At 37.1% G+C, this 17,131-nt stretch carries 15 protein-coding genes and 2 pseudogenes; 14 read left to right on the forward strand and 3 right to left on the reverse strand.

What is annotated here, in order from left to right; all coding sequences use genetic code 11:
• Positions 1 to 154 precede the first annotated feature (154 nt).
• The 14 genes and pseudogenes from ACOH2D_RS17385 to ACOH2D_RS17450 all read left to right on the forward strand — a co-directional run.
• Positions 155 to 445 (forward strand): annotated as a pseudogene (locus ACOH2D_RS17385) (DUF2141 domain-containing protein); the annotation flags it as partial.
• Between the two features lie 106 nt (positions 446 to 551).
• The gene (locus ACOH2D_RS17390; protein ID WP_348038762.1) at positions 552 to 971 is read left to right on the forward strand and encodes a hypothetical protein; all 420 of its coding nucleotides are present in this window, start codon (positions 552 to 554) and stop codon (positions 969 to 971) included.
• Positions 972 to 1,243: 272 nt separating this feature from the next.
• A complete protein-coding gene (locus tag ACOH2D_RS17395) occupies positions 1,244 to 1,708 on the forward strand; it encodes a GNAT family N-acetyltransferase (protein ID WP_449536045.1) in 465 nt (154 codons plus the stop codon).
• A gap of 97 nt (positions 1,709 to 1,805) precedes the next feature.
• Complete coding sequence (locus ACOH2D_RS17400; protein WP_449536046.1) at positions 1,806 to 3,530, forward strand: amidohydrolase; 1,725 nt, start codon at positions 1,806 to 1,808, stop codon at positions 3,528 to 3,530.
• A gap of 99 nt (positions 3,531 to 3,629) precedes the next feature.
• Positions 3,630 to 4,661, forward strand: a complete 1,032-nt coding sequence (locus ACOH2D_RS17405) for an NADP-dependent oxidoreductase (RefSeq protein WP_449536047.1) — start codon at positions 3,630 to 3,632, stop codon at positions 4,659 to 4,661.
• 267 nt (positions 4,662 to 4,928) lie between these two features.
• Positions 4,929 to 5,708, forward strand: coding sequence for a glucose 1-dehydrogenase (locus ACOH2D_RS17410; protein ID WP_449536048.1), 780 nt, complete (start codon positions 4,929 to 4,931; stop codon positions 5,706 to 5,708).
• Positions 5,709 to 5,950: 242 nt separating this feature from the next.
• Positions 5,951 to 6,850 (forward strand): DMT family transporter, encoded by a 900-nt coding sequence (locus ACOH2D_RS17415; protein ID WP_348038774.1) that lies wholly within the window; start codon positions 5,951 to 5,953, stop codon positions 6,848 to 6,850.
• A 38-nt stretch (positions 6,851 to 6,888) separates the two neighbouring features.
• Positions 6,889 to 7,776, forward strand: coding sequence for a DMT family transporter (locus tag ACOH2D_RS17420; RefSeq protein WP_348038776.1), 888 nt, complete (start codon positions 6,889 to 6,891; stop codon positions 7,774 to 7,776).
• A gap of 445 nt (positions 7,777 to 8,221) precedes the next feature.
• Positions 8,222 to 9,613: a trimethylamine monooxygenase gene (locus ACOH2D_RS17425; protein ID WP_449536053.1), complete on the forward strand. Its 1,392-nt coding sequence runs from the start codon at positions 8,222 to 8,224 to the stop codon at positions 9,611 to 9,613.
• Between the two features lie 120 nt (positions 9,614 to 9,733).
• Positions 9,734 to 10,114 carry a PLDc N-terminal domain-containing protein gene (locus tag ACOH2D_RS17430; RefSeq protein WP_449536049.1) on the forward strand — a complete coding sequence of 127 codons (381 nt, stop codon included), beginning with the start codon at positions 9,734 to 9,736 and terminating at the stop codon, positions 10,112 to 10,114.
• 15 nt (positions 10,115 to 10,129) lie between these two features.
• Positions 10,130 to 11,188: pseudogene (gene cls, locus ACOH2D_RS17435) on the forward strand (cardiolipin synthase); the annotation flags it as partial.
• Between the two features lie 220 nt (positions 11,189 to 11,408).
• Positions 11,409 to 12,146, forward strand: a complete 738-nt coding sequence (locus ACOH2D_RS17440; RefSeq protein ID WP_449536050.1) for a hypothetical protein — start codon at positions 11,409 to 11,411, stop codon at positions 12,144 to 12,146.
• Positions 12,147 to 12,425: 279 nt separating this feature from the next.
• Entirely contained in the window at positions 12,426 to 13,715 is a 1,290-nt protein-coding gene (locus ACOH2D_RS17445) for an NAD(P)/FAD-dependent oxidoreductase (RefSeq protein ID WP_449536051.1), read from the forward strand.
• Positions 13,716 to 13,990: 275 nt separating this feature from the next.
• Complete coding sequence (locus ACOH2D_RS17450) at positions 13,991 to 15,112, forward strand: mechanosensitive ion channel family protein (RefSeq protein WP_449536052.1); 1,122 nt, start codon at positions 13,991 to 13,993, stop codon at positions 15,110 to 15,112.
• Between the two features lie 84 nt (positions 15,113 to 15,196).
• Here the strand turns inward: ACOH2D_RS17450 and ACOH2D_RS17455 are convergent, their stop codons facing one another.
• Genes ACOH2D_RS17455 through ACOH2D_RS17465 form a run of 3 tightly spaced genes read right to left on the reverse strand, consistent with a single transcriptional unit; the run spans position 15,197 to position 16,889 of the window.
• On the reverse strand, positions 15,197 to 15,352 hold the full coding sequence (locus tag ACOH2D_RS17455) for a hypothetical protein (RefSeq protein ID WP_348035733.1): 156 nt from the start codon (positions 15,350 to 15,352) through the stop codon (positions 15,197 to 15,199).
• A 38-nt stretch (positions 15,353 to 15,390) separates the two neighbouring features.
• Positions 15,391 to 15,759: an LOG family protein gene (locus ACOH2D_RS17460; RefSeq protein ID WP_348035734.1), complete on the reverse strand. Its 369-nt coding sequence runs from the start codon at positions 15,757 to 15,759 to the stop codon at positions 15,391 to 15,393.
• Between the two features lie 8 nt (positions 15,760 to 15,767).
• Positions 15,768 to 16,889: an ABC transporter permease gene (locus ACOH2D_RS17465; RefSeq protein ID WP_348035735.1), complete on the reverse strand. Its 1,122-nt coding sequence runs from the start codon at positions 16,887 to 16,889 to the stop codon at positions 15,768 to 15,770.
• Positions 16,890 to 17,131: the final 242 nt, after the last annotated feature.

Consider the following 17,131-nt stretch of genomic DNA (forward strand, 5'->3'; position numbering starts at 1 on the left):
TTCAAAAAACCTCGAAATGAAGGAGATTGAGGATCAAAAACATTGAAAGACCTTTATTTATCATTATTCTTAGTAGGTCAACGCAACTTTAATCGGACAACTTGATTTCAAATATTAAAATCCTGAAAGGAGAACTCATTATTGGTGTTTTGATAAGGAAGCAACCTTTCTGAAAGATGGTGCGGCCTTTAAGAATTATACGATATTTGTTGATAAAGCGAAGGAAACCATCATTATTAAAGATTTGCCCAAAGGCGAATATGCTGTTTCCTTGTATCATGATGAAAATTCGGATGGTAAATGCAATCGTAATATGTTGGGAATTCCAAAGGAAGGTTACGGATTCTCAAATAATATAATACCCGAGTTTTCAGCGCCTTCATATAAGGATTGTAAAATTTTACTTGCAAATAACAAAGTCCTGGATATTGTATTGCAGAAATAAACACGATAAATAGCTGTCAAATACTAACACACTTAATATCATAAAATAAATACTTGCTACGCTATCGTCAATTGCTTTTTAATTATGGATTATTAAATAGGACACTATGGCAACACAAAAACAACCTAGCTTAGTAAAAGGCATCCAATATTTTTTCTTAAAAGATAAATCCGTTATTCCGGTTTCCGTCGATGCCATCACAAATTCTGAAGAAACCGTTTTGGGAACTGCAGTAGTTTTGGCGATTACCTTATCGATGATTTTGACTTTGGTTGCTTATTTTGGCATTAAAGTAAAAAAAGCACCGTTTTTTCCCACCACAGTTTGGCTGACTATAAAACATGGGTTTTTCACTTTTGGGGTATTGATCTCATTAGCAGTGCTATGGCAAAAATTTATGGGTACCGTTGAGGTTTCTTTAGTTTCTGCGTTAATTATTATAGGTGTTATTGCAGGCGTGGTCTCGGCTATTATTAATTATCTCACTTTGAAAGAGAGCATGATTATTGAAAAAGTTAAGCAATAAACATATGCTATATCAATACTTTTTAGCAATTTGCTTGTTTTTTATAACGTTCATTGTTCAAGCTCAAGTTGATGAAAATCAAAATAAAATAGCGTAGTCCTTATGAACTGCTTTTAAGCTATTATAACACCAATTTTAATCCGTTAAAAAAAGGATTGCTCTAATTAAAGATGGCGATGTCTTTAGAAGATCGTTCGATGAAAAACATCAAGAAATTGCTCCAAAAGGAGATATTTAAAAATAAAAACCTTTTAATTCTGAAAACAGAACCCATGATAAGCATACGAAAAGCAACCGTAGACGATCTTAAAAAAGTTCATGAAATTGAAATCTTAAGTTTTAAAGAGGGCAGTTATCCGCTGTTTATGTTACGGCAATTGTTTGATATTTCTGAAGATTATTTTTTAATTGCTGAAGAAGAGGACAAGATTTTGGGGTATGCCTTAGGGAATCTTGTAGCCAAAGAGGAGCAGGGGTGGATCTTGTCCTTAGGTGTACATCCAGGCGCGAGAGGAAAACAAATTGGAAAAACCTTGACTAACGAATTGATTGCGCTTTTAGAAGACAATGATTGTAAAGAAATTTGTTTAACTGTACATCCTGATAATGCGTCTGCCATAAAAATATATAAAACTTTGGATTTTGAAATCATCACGCTATCTGATAACTATTATTTGGATAACGAACCACGGTTTCTGATGAAAAAGGAAGCTGTCTCCAACATCGTAAATTCATAAAAAAGAACATGACACGCGCCTGTTCAACATTTCATCAACCAAGGAAATGATTAATCGCGAACTGCAGGCGACCCTTGAAAACAATAAATACAAACACATGAAAAAAACAATTTATATCATCATTTTAGTGACTGCTTTCTTTAGCTGTAAAAACAAGGAAGAATCAACCGATTCTGCAAAAACCGCGAAAGATCCAGCTCAATTATTTTACAATGGCGATATCCTCACAATGCATTCTGAAAAACCATCGTATGCAGAAGCTATTGTAGAGGAAAATGGTAAGATTGTTTTCGTCGGAAGTCAATCAGAGGCAGAGATGAAATATCCAAATGCAAAAAAGATAGATCTTGAGAGAAAAACGCTTTTGCCAGGATTTATTGATCCGCATAGTCATTTTGGTATGGTGTCCAATACGATGGGACAGGTTGATTTGAATCCAGAGCCTGTGGGGACGGTTACTGATATCGAGGATATTCTGGCAAATTTAAAAGCCTATAAAGAAGCTAATAAGATTGCCGATGGCGAATGGATTTTTGGTTGGGGTTATGATGATGGAGAATTGGCTGAAAAACGTCATCCTACCAAAAATGATATCGACAAAGTGTTGCCAAACAATCCTGTGTATTTGCAACATACCAGTGGACATATGGGGGTTGCCAATACGTTGGCGCTCGAGAAAATGAAGGTTTCTGCCGATAGTAAAAATCCGGAAGGCGGGAATATTGTTCGTTTTCCAAACTCAAAAGAACCAACTGGTTTGGTTCAGGAAACAGCCATGTATCCATTTGTGCGTCACATGTTAGAAGAATTGGCCAGTAAACAAGCGAAGTTTTTCGACACTACACAACAGTATTATGCGGCGAACGGAATTACCACGGCACAAGACGGAATGACGGATCGCAACACCATTCGATTTTTTCAAGCCCAAGCAGATGCGGGTAAGTTTTATATTGATTTAATTTCCTTGGCAGGCTATTCTGAATTGGAAAGCAATTTAAAAGATTCTACACTGCATTTTAAAACCTATAAAAACGGCTTTAAAGTGCAAGGCACAAAAATTGTCGCCGATGGTTCGCCACAGGGTAAAACTGCCTATTTTACAAAACCTTATAAGTCGGAAGTTCCTGGTTGTACGCATGATTGCAGAGGCTTGCCAAGTTTAACTCAAGATGAATTGAATAAATTGTTTGTAATGGCTTATGATAAGGACAACCAATTATTTGTGCATTGTAATGGCGATGCCACGGTGGATATGGTTTTGGAAGCCCATCGAAATGCCTGCATTCTGTTAAATCAGCCTTTGGATAAAGACCGAAGAACGATTGTGATTCATGCACAGTTTGCACGTCAGGACCAGCTGTTGAAATTAGTGCAGTATAATATGGAACCATCATTTTTTACCAATCACGCTTACTTTTGGGGCGATGTCCATGTTGAAAATTTAGGCAAACAGAGAGCCGATTTCTTAAGTCCGATGGTTAGCGCAGAACGCTTGGGATTAAAGCCAACCAATCATTCTGACGCCACAGTCACGCCCATTGATCCGATTTTTACAATTTGGACCGCGGTTAATCGTGTGTCACGTTCAGGAGCTATTATCGGCGAAAAGGAAAGAGCCAAGCCTTATTTGGCATTAAAGGCAATTACCAGCAATGCCGCTTACGAGTTTTTTGAAGAAAATTTTAAAGGCACATTAGTAGAAGGAAAGCTGGCAGATTTTGTAATTTTAGATAAAAATCCACTGAAGGTAAAACCAATGGATATTAAAAACATTCAGGTTTTGGAAACGATTAAAGAAGGTAAAACAGTTTTTAAGAAATAAACCTTGAAAGGTAGAGCTTCTAGAGTCGATCCTTTTTGGCAATTTTAAAGACCATATAATGGCCTGTTTTCGAAGCGTTACATCGTATATGCAATAAAAATGAAGACCCAACAAAATATGGAAATTGTTCTTGCTGAACATCCTAAAGGAGTTCCGACAGAAAATACGTTTAAGAGCAGCGCTATCGACATGCCGATTCTTAAAGATGGAGAAGTCTTGTTAAAAAGTCTTTATGTATCTGTTGATCCCGGAATGCGTGGTTTTATGGACAAAGGTGAGGATGATGCGGCAGGTGTAAAATTTAAAATTGGTAAACCTATTACCAGTAGAACTGTCGCTCAGGTCATAGAAAGTAAATCAGGAAATTTTAAGAAAGGTACCATAGTCCACGGTCGCTTGGCCTGGCAAAAATATCAAACCAGTTCCACAGATGCTTTGGAAAAAGTGGATCCGTCTTTGGCGCCCATATCGACCGCTGTAGGTTTGTTAGGAATCCCTGGTTTGGCAGCTTATTTTGGGATAATAAACGTTGGTTTGCTTAAAAAGGGAGAAACAGTAGTCGTTTCTGGAGCGGCCGGTGCGGTAGGTAGTATTGCTGTTCAAATTGCAAAGATCAAAGGCTGTAAAGTTATTGGGATTGCAGGATCAGAAGCCAAAATCGCGTATTTGGAAAACGAATTGGGTATTGATCAAGGCATTAACTATCAAAAAACCGAAGATATGGAATCTGCCATTAAAGCCACCTGTCCAGAAGGTGTCGATGTGTTTTTTGATAATGTTGGCGGCGAACTTTTTGATGCCGTTTTAGCTAATATTAATCGTAAAGCACGACTGGTAATTTGCGGACAGATTTCAGAATATAATAGTGATCATCCACCAACAGGTCCAAGGCCAGCACATCAATTAATTAAAAAATCCGCGCGAATCGAAGGTTTTGTAGCTTTTGATTTTATGGATGAATTTGATTTCGCAAAAAAACAGTTGGCCGAATGGTACAATACTGGCCAACTAAAATATAAAGAAAATCTTCTTGAAGGCTTTGAAAAAATTCCTTCAGCATTTATCGGATTGTTTTCAGGAGAAAATATCGGAAAGCAAATGGTTAAGGTTGCTGATGAAATGTGGTTATAGAGGTTGTAATTAAAGTTGTGTTTGAAAAGAATCAAGACCGGTTCGCTTTAAGAATCAAGAACAAAGACTAGCCTGGTAAAGCGTCGAAAATATGAGATTTAAATTTGTAAGAAGACGAAAGTTTTTATGTCAAAGTTTGTTTCTAAAAAAATAAAATTAATATTCTCATCAGGAACATTAGCTATTTATGACATGATTTTTATAAGATCGAATCACGTTAAATCGGAAAAAAATAAATAATAAAAATAAACAATAAATAATATTCATATGGATACATCAAAATTTTTTGACTTAAAAGGGAAAACCGCAATAGTCACAGGCGGAGCCAATGGAATAGGAAAAGCATGTTGCGAAATACTTGCGGCTTACGGTGCTAATGTGGTCGTTTCAGATTATAATTTGGAGGCTGCAGAAAAAACATCAAATGAAATTAAGGCTGACGGAGGCAAATCCATTGCGATCGATTGTGATGTGACCAGAGATGAAGCTTTAGTGAATTTGGTAGATAAAACCGTAGCAAAATTTGGCAGCATCGAAATCCTCGTGAATAACGTAGGCGGCGGCGGTGCTGGTAAAGAAAGTCCTTACGATATTACTGTAGAGCAATTTAAGAAAGTGTTCGACATGAACGTTTTTAGTATGTGGCGACTTTGCCAATTGGTAGCACCACACATGAAAAAAGCGGGTTACGGAAGCATTATTAATATGTCGTCTATGGCATCGATCAATAAGAGTCCGGCCATTAGTGCGTACGCGTCTTCTAAAGCAGCCATTAATCATATGACGAGAAACTTGGCCTTCGATTATGGACCAGATAATATTCGTATCAATGCCATTGGACCAGGTGCTACCAGAACGCATGCATTAAGTACGGTATTAACACCCGAATTGGAGAAAGCCATGCTGAAGCACACACCAATTCAAAGATTAGGAGAAGCGGAAGATATCGCCGGTGCGGTGCTTTATTTTGCGGCGCCAATTTCAAGTTGGACCAGCGGCCAAGTCATTTTCATCAATGGAGGTGGCGAACAAACATTGGATATGTAAGAAAGAATTAAGACCGCTTCGCTGTTAGAACAAAGAACATAGACTAAAGACTCAAATTGTAAAAATTTGAGTCTTTGTTTTAAAATTAATTAGCCATCTTAAAATCGCATTTTAATAGATTATAATTCCAGAATTAGCTGTCAAATATTACGTGGTCAAAAAGTTTGATAATTGAGATTATAAAAGCTTTTGACTGCGCTTATTGTTTTAAATTTGCAGCTTAAATTTTTTAAAGCAAAACAATGGCAAAAGCACTTGAAAACAAATGGATCGTCTTATGCATCCTCGCCCTGACTTGGGGAAGTGTTTTTATCTTAATCAAGAAAACCTTACTGGTTTTTAGTCCCTATGAAATTGGTGCCCTTCGAATGGTCATTTCAGGGATTGTACTCGTGAAATTTGGATTGCCAGCATTGCGTAAAATGTCCAAGGAAACGATGATATGGGTGGGTGTCGCAGGGTTTTTCGGTAATTTTTTCCCCACGTTTTTATTTCCCATAGCTCAAACACAAGTAAGCAGCTCTATGGCAGGTATTCTAGATACTTTAGTGCCAGTTTTTGTGCTCGTGATAGGATTTTTATTCTTCGGAATTAAAAGTAAATTGATCCAAATTGTTGGTGCGGTAATTGGCTTTTCGGGCGCTGCCGTTCTGTTGTATTTCTCTCAAACAAGTGCTGGAGAGACGCAGTTTTTATATGCCTTACTTATTGTGTTGGCGACAGCTTGTTACGGCTTGTCTGCATTGATTGTGAAATATAGATTAGGTCATGTGCCATCACTTCAATTGTCGAGTGGCGCCATTTCGTTATGGCTCATTCCTTCATTGATTGCTTTGACATTTTCTGGTTTTTTTACCAGTTTTGAATCTTCTCCCGAAACATGGGAAGGGATTGGTTATATGATGATTTTAGGAGTTTTTGGAACTGCTATTTGTGGCGTTTTATATAATAAGTTAATTCAGGAAGTGTCGCCAGTATTTGCAAGTACGGTTACGTATTTATTGCCAATTGTCGCGGTAAGTTGGGGATTGTTGGATGGCGAAAGATTTACTATTTGGTATCTGTTAGGCGCTATGTTAATATTGATTGGCATTTATCTCATTAGAGAGCCCAAGAAAAAACCACAACATGTACCAAGATAACGTTCGCCTCAAATCAGTGGCCTAAAATTATATGACAGATGTTAAAATTACTTAACAACCGATGGTTTCTTTTCAGCATCCTGGCACTTACTTGGGGAAGTTCATTCATCCTAGTGAAAAAATCATTGCTTGCCTTTTCTCCTTATGAGATTGGCGCCATTCGTGTCGCTGTTTCGGGACTTATCTTAGGGATTATTGGATTTCCCGCTATTTTTAAAATGCCTCGTAAAACTTTGTTTTGGGTGGTAGTGGCCGGTTTTTTTGGGAATTTCCTGCCCATGTTCCTGTTTCCAATTGCACAACAAGAGGTCAGCAGTTCATTAGCGGGAATTTTGGATGCCTTATTCCCCATTTTTGTGCTTGCTTTTGGATTTTTGTTATTTGGCATAAAAAGTACCGTAACGCAAGTTTTCGGAGGTGTTGTCGGGTTTTTGGGCGCCGCCAGCCTCATTTATTTTTCAGAAGCTAATTCCGAAGACTCTCAATTTTGGTATGCCATGCTTGTCGTTCTGGCAGGCGCGTCTTATGCTGTCAATGCTTTGGTCATTAAAGAGAGAATTCCGGATTTGACGTCTATCAAGTTAACGGCGGCGGTGTTTTCATTTTGGTCGATTCCCTCATTTATAATCTTATTTTTTACGGGATTCTTTCAAAATTTTGAATTGACACCAGAACGAACGGAAGCGATGGGTTATTTAGGGATTTTGTCCGTTTTCGGAACCGCCGTTGCCATGTTTTTGTATTATAAATTGATCCAGAACACATCGCCTGTATTTGCAAGTTCAGTAAGCTATTTATTGCCTATTGTTGCGGTCATGTGGGGAATTTTAGATGGCGAAGAATTCACTTTATGGTACATCGTTGGAGGTGTATTGATTTTAATCGGTATCTATATGATTCGTGAGAAGAAGGAGAAGCTTCTATAATGACTAGACCTCACAGGTTTTGGAAACCTGTGAGGTCTCTCGTAGTGTGTAACTTTTATTAAAATCAAGGAATTAAGACATTAGATGTCTAATTACTGATTATGGATATGCATTAAAATCTATAAAATTTTTAAATTCGTGCATTCGCGGCATTATTCTAAACCCCTGTTTTTTCTATTTTCTCATTCATAAAATTGGAATTTCGCCTAAAAACCATTATATTCTCCACTTCGGAAAAATAAAAAAATAATTCATGTATTGTGACTCCATTTCGTCTGTCTTGAGTCTTGATTTTTATTGAATACCTAGTGTACCTTTTGCTGCACCACTGCAGCTTTTTCCATAAATCAGAATTAATAATTGTTTGTAGAAATGCTTTTTATGTAAGTTTTTTCTGCCGACTACAACTCTATTACCATAAATGAATAACAAAAGAATTGGAAAAATGACTCAAAAGCGTGTCGGAATTATTGGTGCAGGACCCAGTGGACTGGCGCAACTGAGAGCTTTTGAAGCAGCAAAAAATGTAGGATTGGATGTGCCAGAAGTGGTGTGTTTTGAAAAACAAAGTAATTGGGGCGGCATGTGGAATTACTCCTGGCGAACCGGTGTTGGGAAGTATGGAGAACCCATCCATGGCAGTATGTATAAATACTTATGGTCTAACGGTCCAAAGGAATGTTTAGAGTTTTCAGACTATTCCTTTGATGAACATTTTAAAAAGCCAATCTCCTCTTATCCACCCCGACCGGTATTATTCGATTATATCCAGGGACGGATTAAAAAGAATAAAGTGCGCGATTATATTCGGTTTGATACCACGGTGCGTTGGGTTAACTATAATGAGGAAACTGAAAAGTTTGAAATGGTTTTGGACGATCTGAAAATCAATAAAACCTACACGGAAGTGTTTGATTATCTCGTGGTGGCTTCAGGTCATTTCTCAACGCCAAATATGCCTTACTTTAAAGGGATTGAGGATTTCCCGGGTCAAGTGATGCATGCGCACGATTTCAGAGGTGCTGATCCTTATAAAGATCAAGACTTGTTGATTATCGGAAGTAGTTATTCGGCTGAAGATATCGGCGTGCAATGTCATAAACATGGCGCAAAGACGGTTACTTTGAGTTATCGAAGCAATCCGATTGGTGTGAATTGGCCAGACGGTATTACGGAAGTCCCGTTATTGACTCATTTTGAAGACGACATAGCCCATTTTAAAGATGGGACATCGGCCAGATTTGATGCCGTTATTATGTGTACGGGATACCAGCATAAATTCCCATTTCTACCGGATGAATTACGCTTAAAAACCAAAAATAATCTCTACCCTGACAATCTTTATAAAGGCGTATTCTTTAACGAATTGCCAAAATTGATTTATTTAGGAATGCAGGATCAGTACTATACCTTTAACATGTTTGATGCGCAGGCTTGGGTGGCGCGAGATTTTATGATGGAGCGCTATGAATTACCGTCAAAAGCAGAACGACGCATCGATATTGATACCTGGTTAAGCGCTAATGAAAAACTGCATTCGGGTGCTGATGATGTCGATTTTCAATCGGCTTACATTAAAGATTTATTGGCGATTTCTGACTATCCTGATTTTAACGTCGATAATGTTGGCGTGATGTTTAAGGAGTGGCTTCAGGATAAGGACGAGAATATTTTAACTTATAGAGATAAAACATTCCAAAGTGTGGTTACTGGTACCAAGGCCGAAACCCACCATACTGAATGGATGGACGAATTGGATGATAGTAAAGAACGCTATCTCTATTTTGATGAAAGTGAAGAGGAACTGGAAGAAGTTGCTGAAGTGCAACGCGAATAAGTTCTTGAAATCACTTAAATAGCTCATTTTTATTATGTAGACCTCACAAGTTTTTAAAACATGTGAGGTCTTTTTATTGAAGGAAATACCTTAATTTAACACTACAAAAAACACTTTAATATGAGTTGGATCTTACTTGCAGAAATCGCATATGGATTATTAGTTATTTTCGTCATTTTAAGGGTTTTATATGATACGCGAAGCAGCACTAAAGCGTTGGCTTATATCCTTTTTATTGTATTTGTTCCTTTTGTGGGCATGATTTTTTATTTTTATGTGGGCATCAATTATCGAAAACGAAAGTTGTATTCGAAGAAAATTGTTGACGATGAACCGCTTCGAAAAAGCATTAAGGAAAGAATGAATACATATTCTGAATCGATAGGCACTTCGGGCTTAGTAGCCGGCAGCTATCAGAATTTATCAAAATTCATCTTGCATTCGGGAAGCAGTCCGTTAACCGCAAATAACCAAGTGAAACTGCTGATTAATGGGGAATAAAAATTTCCAGAGCTCTTAAAAGCCTTAGAGAATGCGAAATCTCATATTCATATCGAGTATTATATTTATGAAAATGACATTACAGGAAATTCTGTGGCCAATATTCTGATCAGAAAAGCGCAAGAAGGCGTTGAGGTGCGATTTATGTATGACGATTTTGGAAGCCATGGGCTTGGCAAAGCATTTATCAAAAGATTAGAAGATGCTGGTGTACAAACAATCCCTTTTTACAGAATAAGATGGTATGCTTTGGCCAACCGACTCAATTACCGTAACCACCGAAAAATTATTATAATTGATGGTACAGTCGGATTTGTAGGAGGAATTAATATGAGTGATAAATACCGAAACGATCTCAAAAAAGAAAATCCTTTATTTTGGAGAGACACCCATTTGATGATCACAGGTGCAGCGACCTCGTATTTACAATACTTGTTTATGTGCGATTGGAATTTTTGCAGTCCAATATGTTTAGAGTATGATAAAAAGTATTTTCCTGATCAAACACAACATGACTCCATAAAAAATGATATCGTGCAAATTGCAGCATCAGGGCCAGATAGTAAGCAGCCTGTTATTTTCTATTCGCTATTGGAAGCCATTGGTTCTGCAAAGAATAGCATCTATATCACAAGTCCGTATTTTATTCCAGGAGAAAGCTTGATGGATGCTTTGATTATCGCCATTCAAAGCGGATTGGACGTCAAGATTTTAATTCCCGGTATTTCAGATTCTAAAATGGTAAATGCTGCGGCAAGTGCTTATTATACGGAACTCTTGCAATATGGCGCGAAAATCTATCAATACAACAAAGGCTTTGTTCACGCCAAAACAATGGTCATTGATGATAATTTAGCAATTGTTGGATCGGCAAATATGGATTACCGAAGTTTTGATCTCAATTTTGAAGTGAATGCGATAGTGTACGGTAATTCGCTTGCAAAACAATTGACGGATGTCTTTTATGATGATTTAGAAGAGTCTGAAATGATCGATGCATCGGTATGGCTTCAACGACCAAAATATATATTACTGTGGGAAAGAGCCGTCCGATTATTATCTCCGTTCCTATAAGAGTTTGATTTTCAGTAACATTTAACAAAACTTTGGCTGTGCCATATTCGAAAATATTCCAACACATCGTATATTTAGGATAGATTTAATATTAACAACCCAGAAGCACAATTTGCAGCTGATGAATTTAAATCTAACATATCTTCTATACATCTATAGTGTTATTAGATTTAAAATTAGGTTTGGAAATTATGCCTTCTACATTTAAATGTATAATACGATGAAAAAAACAAACAAATTTTATTCCGCAATCGCTGAAAATGGTAAACTAGACATTCAAAGTAAAAATTTAAATTGCGAAGAGGTCAGAAGGAGCCCTTCTAAAAATTTAAAAAATGCAATGTTAATGACATTCGTCATGGTTTTTGGCGCTGTCGGTATTTCAAATGCACAATTGAGCAAAGGCGATTATATGATCGGTACCGACTTGGGTAGTGGTATTACAAGTACAGCAAGCAACGGACTTTTCGGTTTTAACTTTGGACTTAATAAAGGTGCAGGATTTAACGTTGGATTAGCTCCAAAAGTTGGTTATTTTGTTTCTGATAACTTCTTGATAGGAGCAGTGGTCAATTTAGGTTATACTAAATCTGCTAAATCAGAAGGTGCTTCTGAAGCTACTCTCTATGGAATCCAGGCCTTATCTAGATACTATGTGTCTCCAGGAGAAAAAGGTATAGATAACTTGTTGAAAAACGGACGTTTTTTCTTGGAAGCAAATGCAGGTTTTGCAGGAGTAAATGTTAAAGATGGTCCAACTACAAATGGTTTTGCATTCGGATTTGGGCCTGGTTATGCTTACTTTATAACAGACAGTGTGGCCTTGGAAACTTCAGTTAAATACAATGGGCTCGTAGGTGGTGGAAATACGACCTATCAGCATAGTCTTGGGCTAACCGTTGGTTTGCAAGTTCATTTGCCAACGTCTCAAGCAAAAAGAGCAGTTCAGGATAAATAGGAAAGTATAAAGATGATTTAGAAAAAGGAGAATTATAAGCGTAATTCTCCTTTTTTATTTTAACCGGATCTATTCGGGTTTTTAGCTATGAAAGGGGGTAGGTTTTGTTTTTGAATACATTAAAAACCATCTTTATAATTGTGATGATTTAAAGCCAGAAAGCAAGAATTAGACGAAGAAAATAACCTGTGGACACGCACATATCCAGGCTTCATAGGTCCGAAATAGTTCTCAGTTTTTTATTTAAAGTGTCTCAGCAACGCGTTAAAAAGCATAAAAATGAAAGACAAGCACATCGTAATTATAGGAGGAGGTTTTGCCGGTGTTTATATGGCAAAAGCGTTGGGAAACAAAAAAGGGCTAAAAGTGACCTTGGTGGATAGGAATAATTACAATTTCTTTCCACCATTATTATATCAAGTATCTACAGGAATGTTGGATATTTCCAGCATATGCATCCCTTTTCGTACCCTCTTTACCGGAAAGGATAATTTGTATTTCAGGATTGGCGAATTGGAGGAAATCATCCCCGGAGAAAATAGAATAAAGCTGTCTACGGGAGATTTGGTCTATGATGATTTGATTATCGCAACTGGGACAAAAAGCAATTATTTCGGGATGGAGAATATCGAAAGAAACGCATTGCCAATGAAAACCGTCAATGACGCCATCAAATTGCGAAACTATCTGATCATGGAGGGTGAAAAATACACCTATTGTACCGATGAGGATGAAAAACGAAAAATCCGAAATATTGTCATTTCTGGAGCGGGTCCGTCAGGCGTTGAAATTGCGGGTATGATTGCTGAAATGCGCAAACTAAAATTACGAGATATCTATCCGGAATTGGTCAATGAACAGTTAAATATCTATCTGGTAGATGGTGCTTCAACCGTGCTGCCGCCAATGAGTGAAAAATCGCAAAAATACACCTATAAAACGCTTGAAAATATGGGGATAAAAGTGCGGTTGAATGCGTTGGTTACCGATTATAAAGACGATAAAGTCTTTTTTAACGATGGCGATTTTATTGAAACCAAAACTTTGATTTGGACGGCAGGCGTTACGGGGCTTAGGTTTAAAGGGATTCCTGATGAATGTTATGAACGCGGTAACCGATTGGCCGTTGATGCTTTTAATAAAGTAGCTCACACTAATAATATTTACGCTCTGGGCGACGCGTGCATTCAAAAAACAGATCCTGATTTTCCAGAAGGACATCCACAGCTGGGAAGTGTTGCAAAGCAACAAGGCAAAGCCATGGCAGAAAACTTTGTGGCCATGGTCGATAATAAAACGCTACAACCATTTAAATATAAGGATAAAGGCGCCATGGCAATTATCGGCGATAAAAAAGCAGTGGCTGAGATGACCTTTCCTAAAACCACATTTACAGGATGGTTGGCGTGGGCTGCTTGGCTTTTTGTGCATTTGTATTTATTGGTAAGCTATCGGAATAGATTTAGAACCTTTTGGAATTGGTTCAATGCTTATTTAGGAAAAGGCCAGTCTCAAGGCATTATGATTGGGAAAACTGCAGATATCGCACGCTCGGGTGAGTCGAAATGAATGTTTTTAAAAAAAAAAAACTAAAACTTGTTCATACTGAAGAGATTGAAGAAGAAATAAAATCAGTGAGTGCTGCCGCTTTATAAAGTTTGATAAGATTTTTTGTTTCTAATGAACGTCTGAGGCGTTTACTCAGCTATGTTATTCGTAAAACCTTATCTTTAAAAGATTGATTCCTTAAGAAGTTTTTAAATGTTATATATAAAAAGTATGACTGAAAATTGAAGTTTAAAAATAACCTTTGTTGTATCAATTAACCATATCATCTATTTCTCATGACAGAATTTTTAGAAACATACCAATCCCATATAATCTACGGTGCCATTGTTATTGCCGTGGTTATAGGACTACATTTTATAACCAACATCATCAATAAATGGTTACTTAAAAAAGAAGTAGAAAGAAATTCTGGAGCTCTTTCCACGCATGTAAAACCCGTGACCATATTAAAGCGCACGTTAAATACCCTTTGGTTAATTTTAGGGCTGATAGCCTTGAGTTTTATTTTTGTGGATGAAGATAAGCATGAAACCTTAAAAGGATACTTTAAACTCGCTGGGTATTTGGGCATGGTGGCTGTTGTGACTATTATATCCGCAACCTTAACCAATCTCTGGTTTAAACGCAACATTCAAGAAAGAATTCTACAGAATTATGATACCACAAGCTATAAATTCCTGCGTTATGTGGTCGTTTTTATTATTTGTTTTATCGGTATTCTTTTTGGAGTTATGGCTTTTCCATCCTTGCGAGGGGTTGCGCAAACCGCATTGGGCGGTGCCGGTGTTCTGGCACTTATCGCTGGCTTTGCTTCTCAAGAGGCCTTGTCAAACCTGGTAGGCGGTGTTTTTATTATCACATTTAAGCCTTTCAAAATTGGCGACGTGATAAAACTGAGTGATGCCATGGTAGGAACCGTGACTGATATTACCTTGCGACACACCATTATTCGTAATAATGAGAATAAAATGATTGTGGTTCCAAATGCGGTGATCAACAAAGAAAAATTGATCAATTATGATTTAGGTGATCCAAAATGTTGCGAGCTTATTGAAATGGGTATTACCTATGATAGCGATATTGATCTTGCCAAAAAGATATTGGCCGAAGAATGCGCAAAACATCCATTAATTCTTGATAACCGATCTAAAAAAGATATCAAAGAGGGGAAACCAATGATCCGAACAGCACTTATCAAATTTAACGACTCTTCAATCACGATCAGAGCTTGGGCTTGGGCACGCAGCTATAAAGAAGCATTTGCTATGAAATGTGATGTTTATGAAAGTGTAAAAAAACGTTACGATAAGGAAGGTGTTGGATTGGCGTTTCCGACGCGGACAGTTTATCTTATAAATGGGGGAGAAGTGGCAGATCAGCGTGATGACAAACTATAAAATTAAAGGCTTCAATCTAGATTGGAGGCAATCCATCTTGAATTTTATGATTATTTCGGAAAACTACCTGAAAAATTGAAACCGTTAATTATGTTCCATACGGCATAATTTTATCACTTCATCTCTTACTTTTTGAATCTTTGAATCCAATAATCCGATACTTTTCATTTGCTCGGTAGCATCCATAAGCTCTTTAACTAAAATGACATCCTTGTCGTAGGAGTATTTTATAAGAATCACTTTGCGTAAAAAGAAGTAGGAAATGTTAATATATTTATTCAGATAGGGATTCGGTTTTTGATCAGAAGGTAAAATAATATTACATCCCACGAGTTTCCTTCAGCTTCAAACGCGCCTTTATTCGCAGCTTCCATAATTCCGGGGCCACCTCCGGTCATGACTGTAAATCCGATTTTTGATAAGGCAGCGCCGATTTTTTCTGCACTTTTATAATGATCAGAATCTGCGGTGAATCTGGCTGAGCCAAATACAGTGACGCAAGGTCCGATAAAATGCATTTTCCGAAACGCTTTTATAAAGTTGAAAAACACTTTAATGGCAAAATTGAAATCCCTAAATCGCGACAATGGCCCTCTTACAAACAAGGATTCATCTCTAGATAGCTTTATTTTTTGATCAGTCTCCATATATGATTTTATGCTGTTTTTTTATAACTCCAAACTGCCAATCCGTTCATAACAATAGCGTAAATAAGTGTTTTAATAAGCTGCGGAAGTATGTCCATAAATCCAGAACCTTTAAGCATGACCATCCGCATCACTTGAACAAAGTATTTTATGGGATTGAATTCGGTAATGATTTGCGCCCAGCGTGGCATACTTTCAATAGGCGTGAACAATCCGCTCATCAGAATAAATATAACCATAAAAAACCAAGCAATAAACATGGCTTGTTGTTGTGTATCGGTAAAATTCGAAATGAATAAACCAATCCCCAAAATCACTAAAATATAAATGGAGGTGTAGAAATACAGGAGGGCTAAACTGCCGATGATTGGGATGTTAAATATCAAGCGCGCCAGTATCAACCCGACTGTTAATAAACCCATGCCAATAACCCAAAACGGGAAGAGTTTTCCGATGATAAATTGACTTTTCTTAATCGGCGTGACGTTGATCTGTTCCAAAGTTCCGATTTCTTTTTCGCGGACAATATTCATTCCGGATAGAAAAAGTGTAATCATCGTCACTAACAACACTAAAATTCCCGGCACCATAAAGGTTTTATAGTTTAGGGTTTCGTTGTACCAAAACAAGGGAATGGTGTCAATATTTAAAGGTTGTATTTGAGCGTCTGAAACTTGCATCAAATCCGTTTTGAGATGCTTGTTATAGTTTTGTAGTATTTGTGTAAGATACACGTTTTCAACACCAGCGGCAGCGCCATCAATGGCATTAATAGTGACGCCTAAATTACTGTGCTTTTCTTTTTGTAAATCCCGTTCAAAATGCCGCGGAATATCCAAAACAACATCAATTTCTCCTTTCAACATGGCTGCACTCGCGTTTTTTTCTGAAGAAAAATCAGTTAACACATTAAAGTAGGTGGAGGCATTGAATTTTTCTATTAACGCTCTCGAGGTTGAGGTGTGATCATTGTCGATATAACCAAATTTGATGTTTTTAACTTCAAAAGTGGCAGCATTAGATAAAATAACGAGTTGGAGTAACGGCAAAACAAAAATAATAGGCAGCATGCCTTTATTTCTAAAGATTTGCTTGAACTCTTTTTGTATGATGTATAGGATTGTTTTCATAATTCTAAATAAGAATAAAGAATAAAGAACACAGACAAGAGAAGAATCTTTCTTAATTAATTCAGATCTGTAGTCTATCCTCTATTATCTATTTTCTTTCATCTGTTTCACTCCAATCTCTAAATAAGAATAAAGAACAAAGAACAAAGACAAGAGAAGAATCTTTCTTAATTAATTCAGATCTGTAGTCTATCCTCTATTATCTATTTTCTTTCATCTGTTTCACTCCAATCTCTAAATAA

The sequence above is a fragment of the Gelidibacter sp. genome, assembly GCF_053579655.1.

Bases quoted from the DNA above. Each gene is read 5' to 3' on its own strand.
- ACOH2D_RS17390 (WP_348038762.1), top strand. From the start codon at position 552: ATGGCAACACAAAAACAACCTAGCTTAGTAAAAGGCATCCAATATTTT.
- ACOH2D_RS17395 (WP_449536045.1), top strand. From the start codon at position 1,244: ATGATAAGCATACGAAAAGCAACCGTAGACGATCTTAAAAAAGTTCAT.
- ACOH2D_RS17400 (WP_449536046.1), top strand. From the start codon at position 1,806: ATGAAAAAAACAATTTATATCATCATTTTAGTGACTGCTTTCTTTAGC.
- ACOH2D_RS17405 (WP_449536047.1), top strand. From the start codon at position 3,630: ATGAAGACCCAACAAAATATGGAAATTGTTCTTGCTGAACATCCTAAA.
- ACOH2D_RS17410 (WP_449536048.1), top strand. From the start codon at position 4,929: ATGGATACATCAAAATTTTTTGACTTAAAAGGGAAAACCGCAATAGTC.
- ACOH2D_RS17415 (WP_348038774.1), top strand. From the start codon at position 5,951: ATGGCAAAAGCACTTGAAAACAAATGGATCGTCTTATGCATCCTCGCC.
- ACOH2D_RS17420 (WP_348038776.1), top strand. From the start codon at position 6,889: ATGTTAAAATTACTTAACAACCGATGGTTTCTTTTCAGCATCCTGGCA.
- ACOH2D_RS17425 (WP_449536053.1), top strand. From the start codon at position 8,222: ATGACTCAAAAGCGTGTCGGAATTATTGGTGCAGGACCCAGTGGACTG.
- ACOH2D_RS17430 (WP_449536049.1), top strand. From the start codon at position 9,734: ATGAGTTGGATCTTACTTGCAGAAATCGCATATGGATTATTAGTTATT.
- ACOH2D_RS17440 (WP_449536050.1), top strand. From the start codon at position 11,409: ATGAAAAAAACAAACAAATTTTATTCCGCAATCGCTGAAAATGGTAAA.
- ACOH2D_RS17445 (WP_449536051.1), top strand. From the start codon at position 12,426: ATGAAAGACAAGCACATCGTAATTATAGGAGGAGGTTTTGCCGGTGTT.
- ACOH2D_RS17450 (WP_449536052.1), top strand. From the start codon at position 13,991: ATGACAGAATTTTTAGAAACATACCAATCCCATATAATCTACGGTGCC.
- ACOH2D_RS17460 (WP_348035734.1), bottom strand. From the start codon at position 15,759: ATGGAGACTGATCAAAAAATAAAGCTATCTAGAGATGAATCCTTGTTT.
- ACOH2D_RS17465 (WP_348035735.1), bottom strand. From the start codon at position 16,889: ATGAAAACAATCCTATACATCATACAAAAAGAGTTCAAGCAAATCTTT.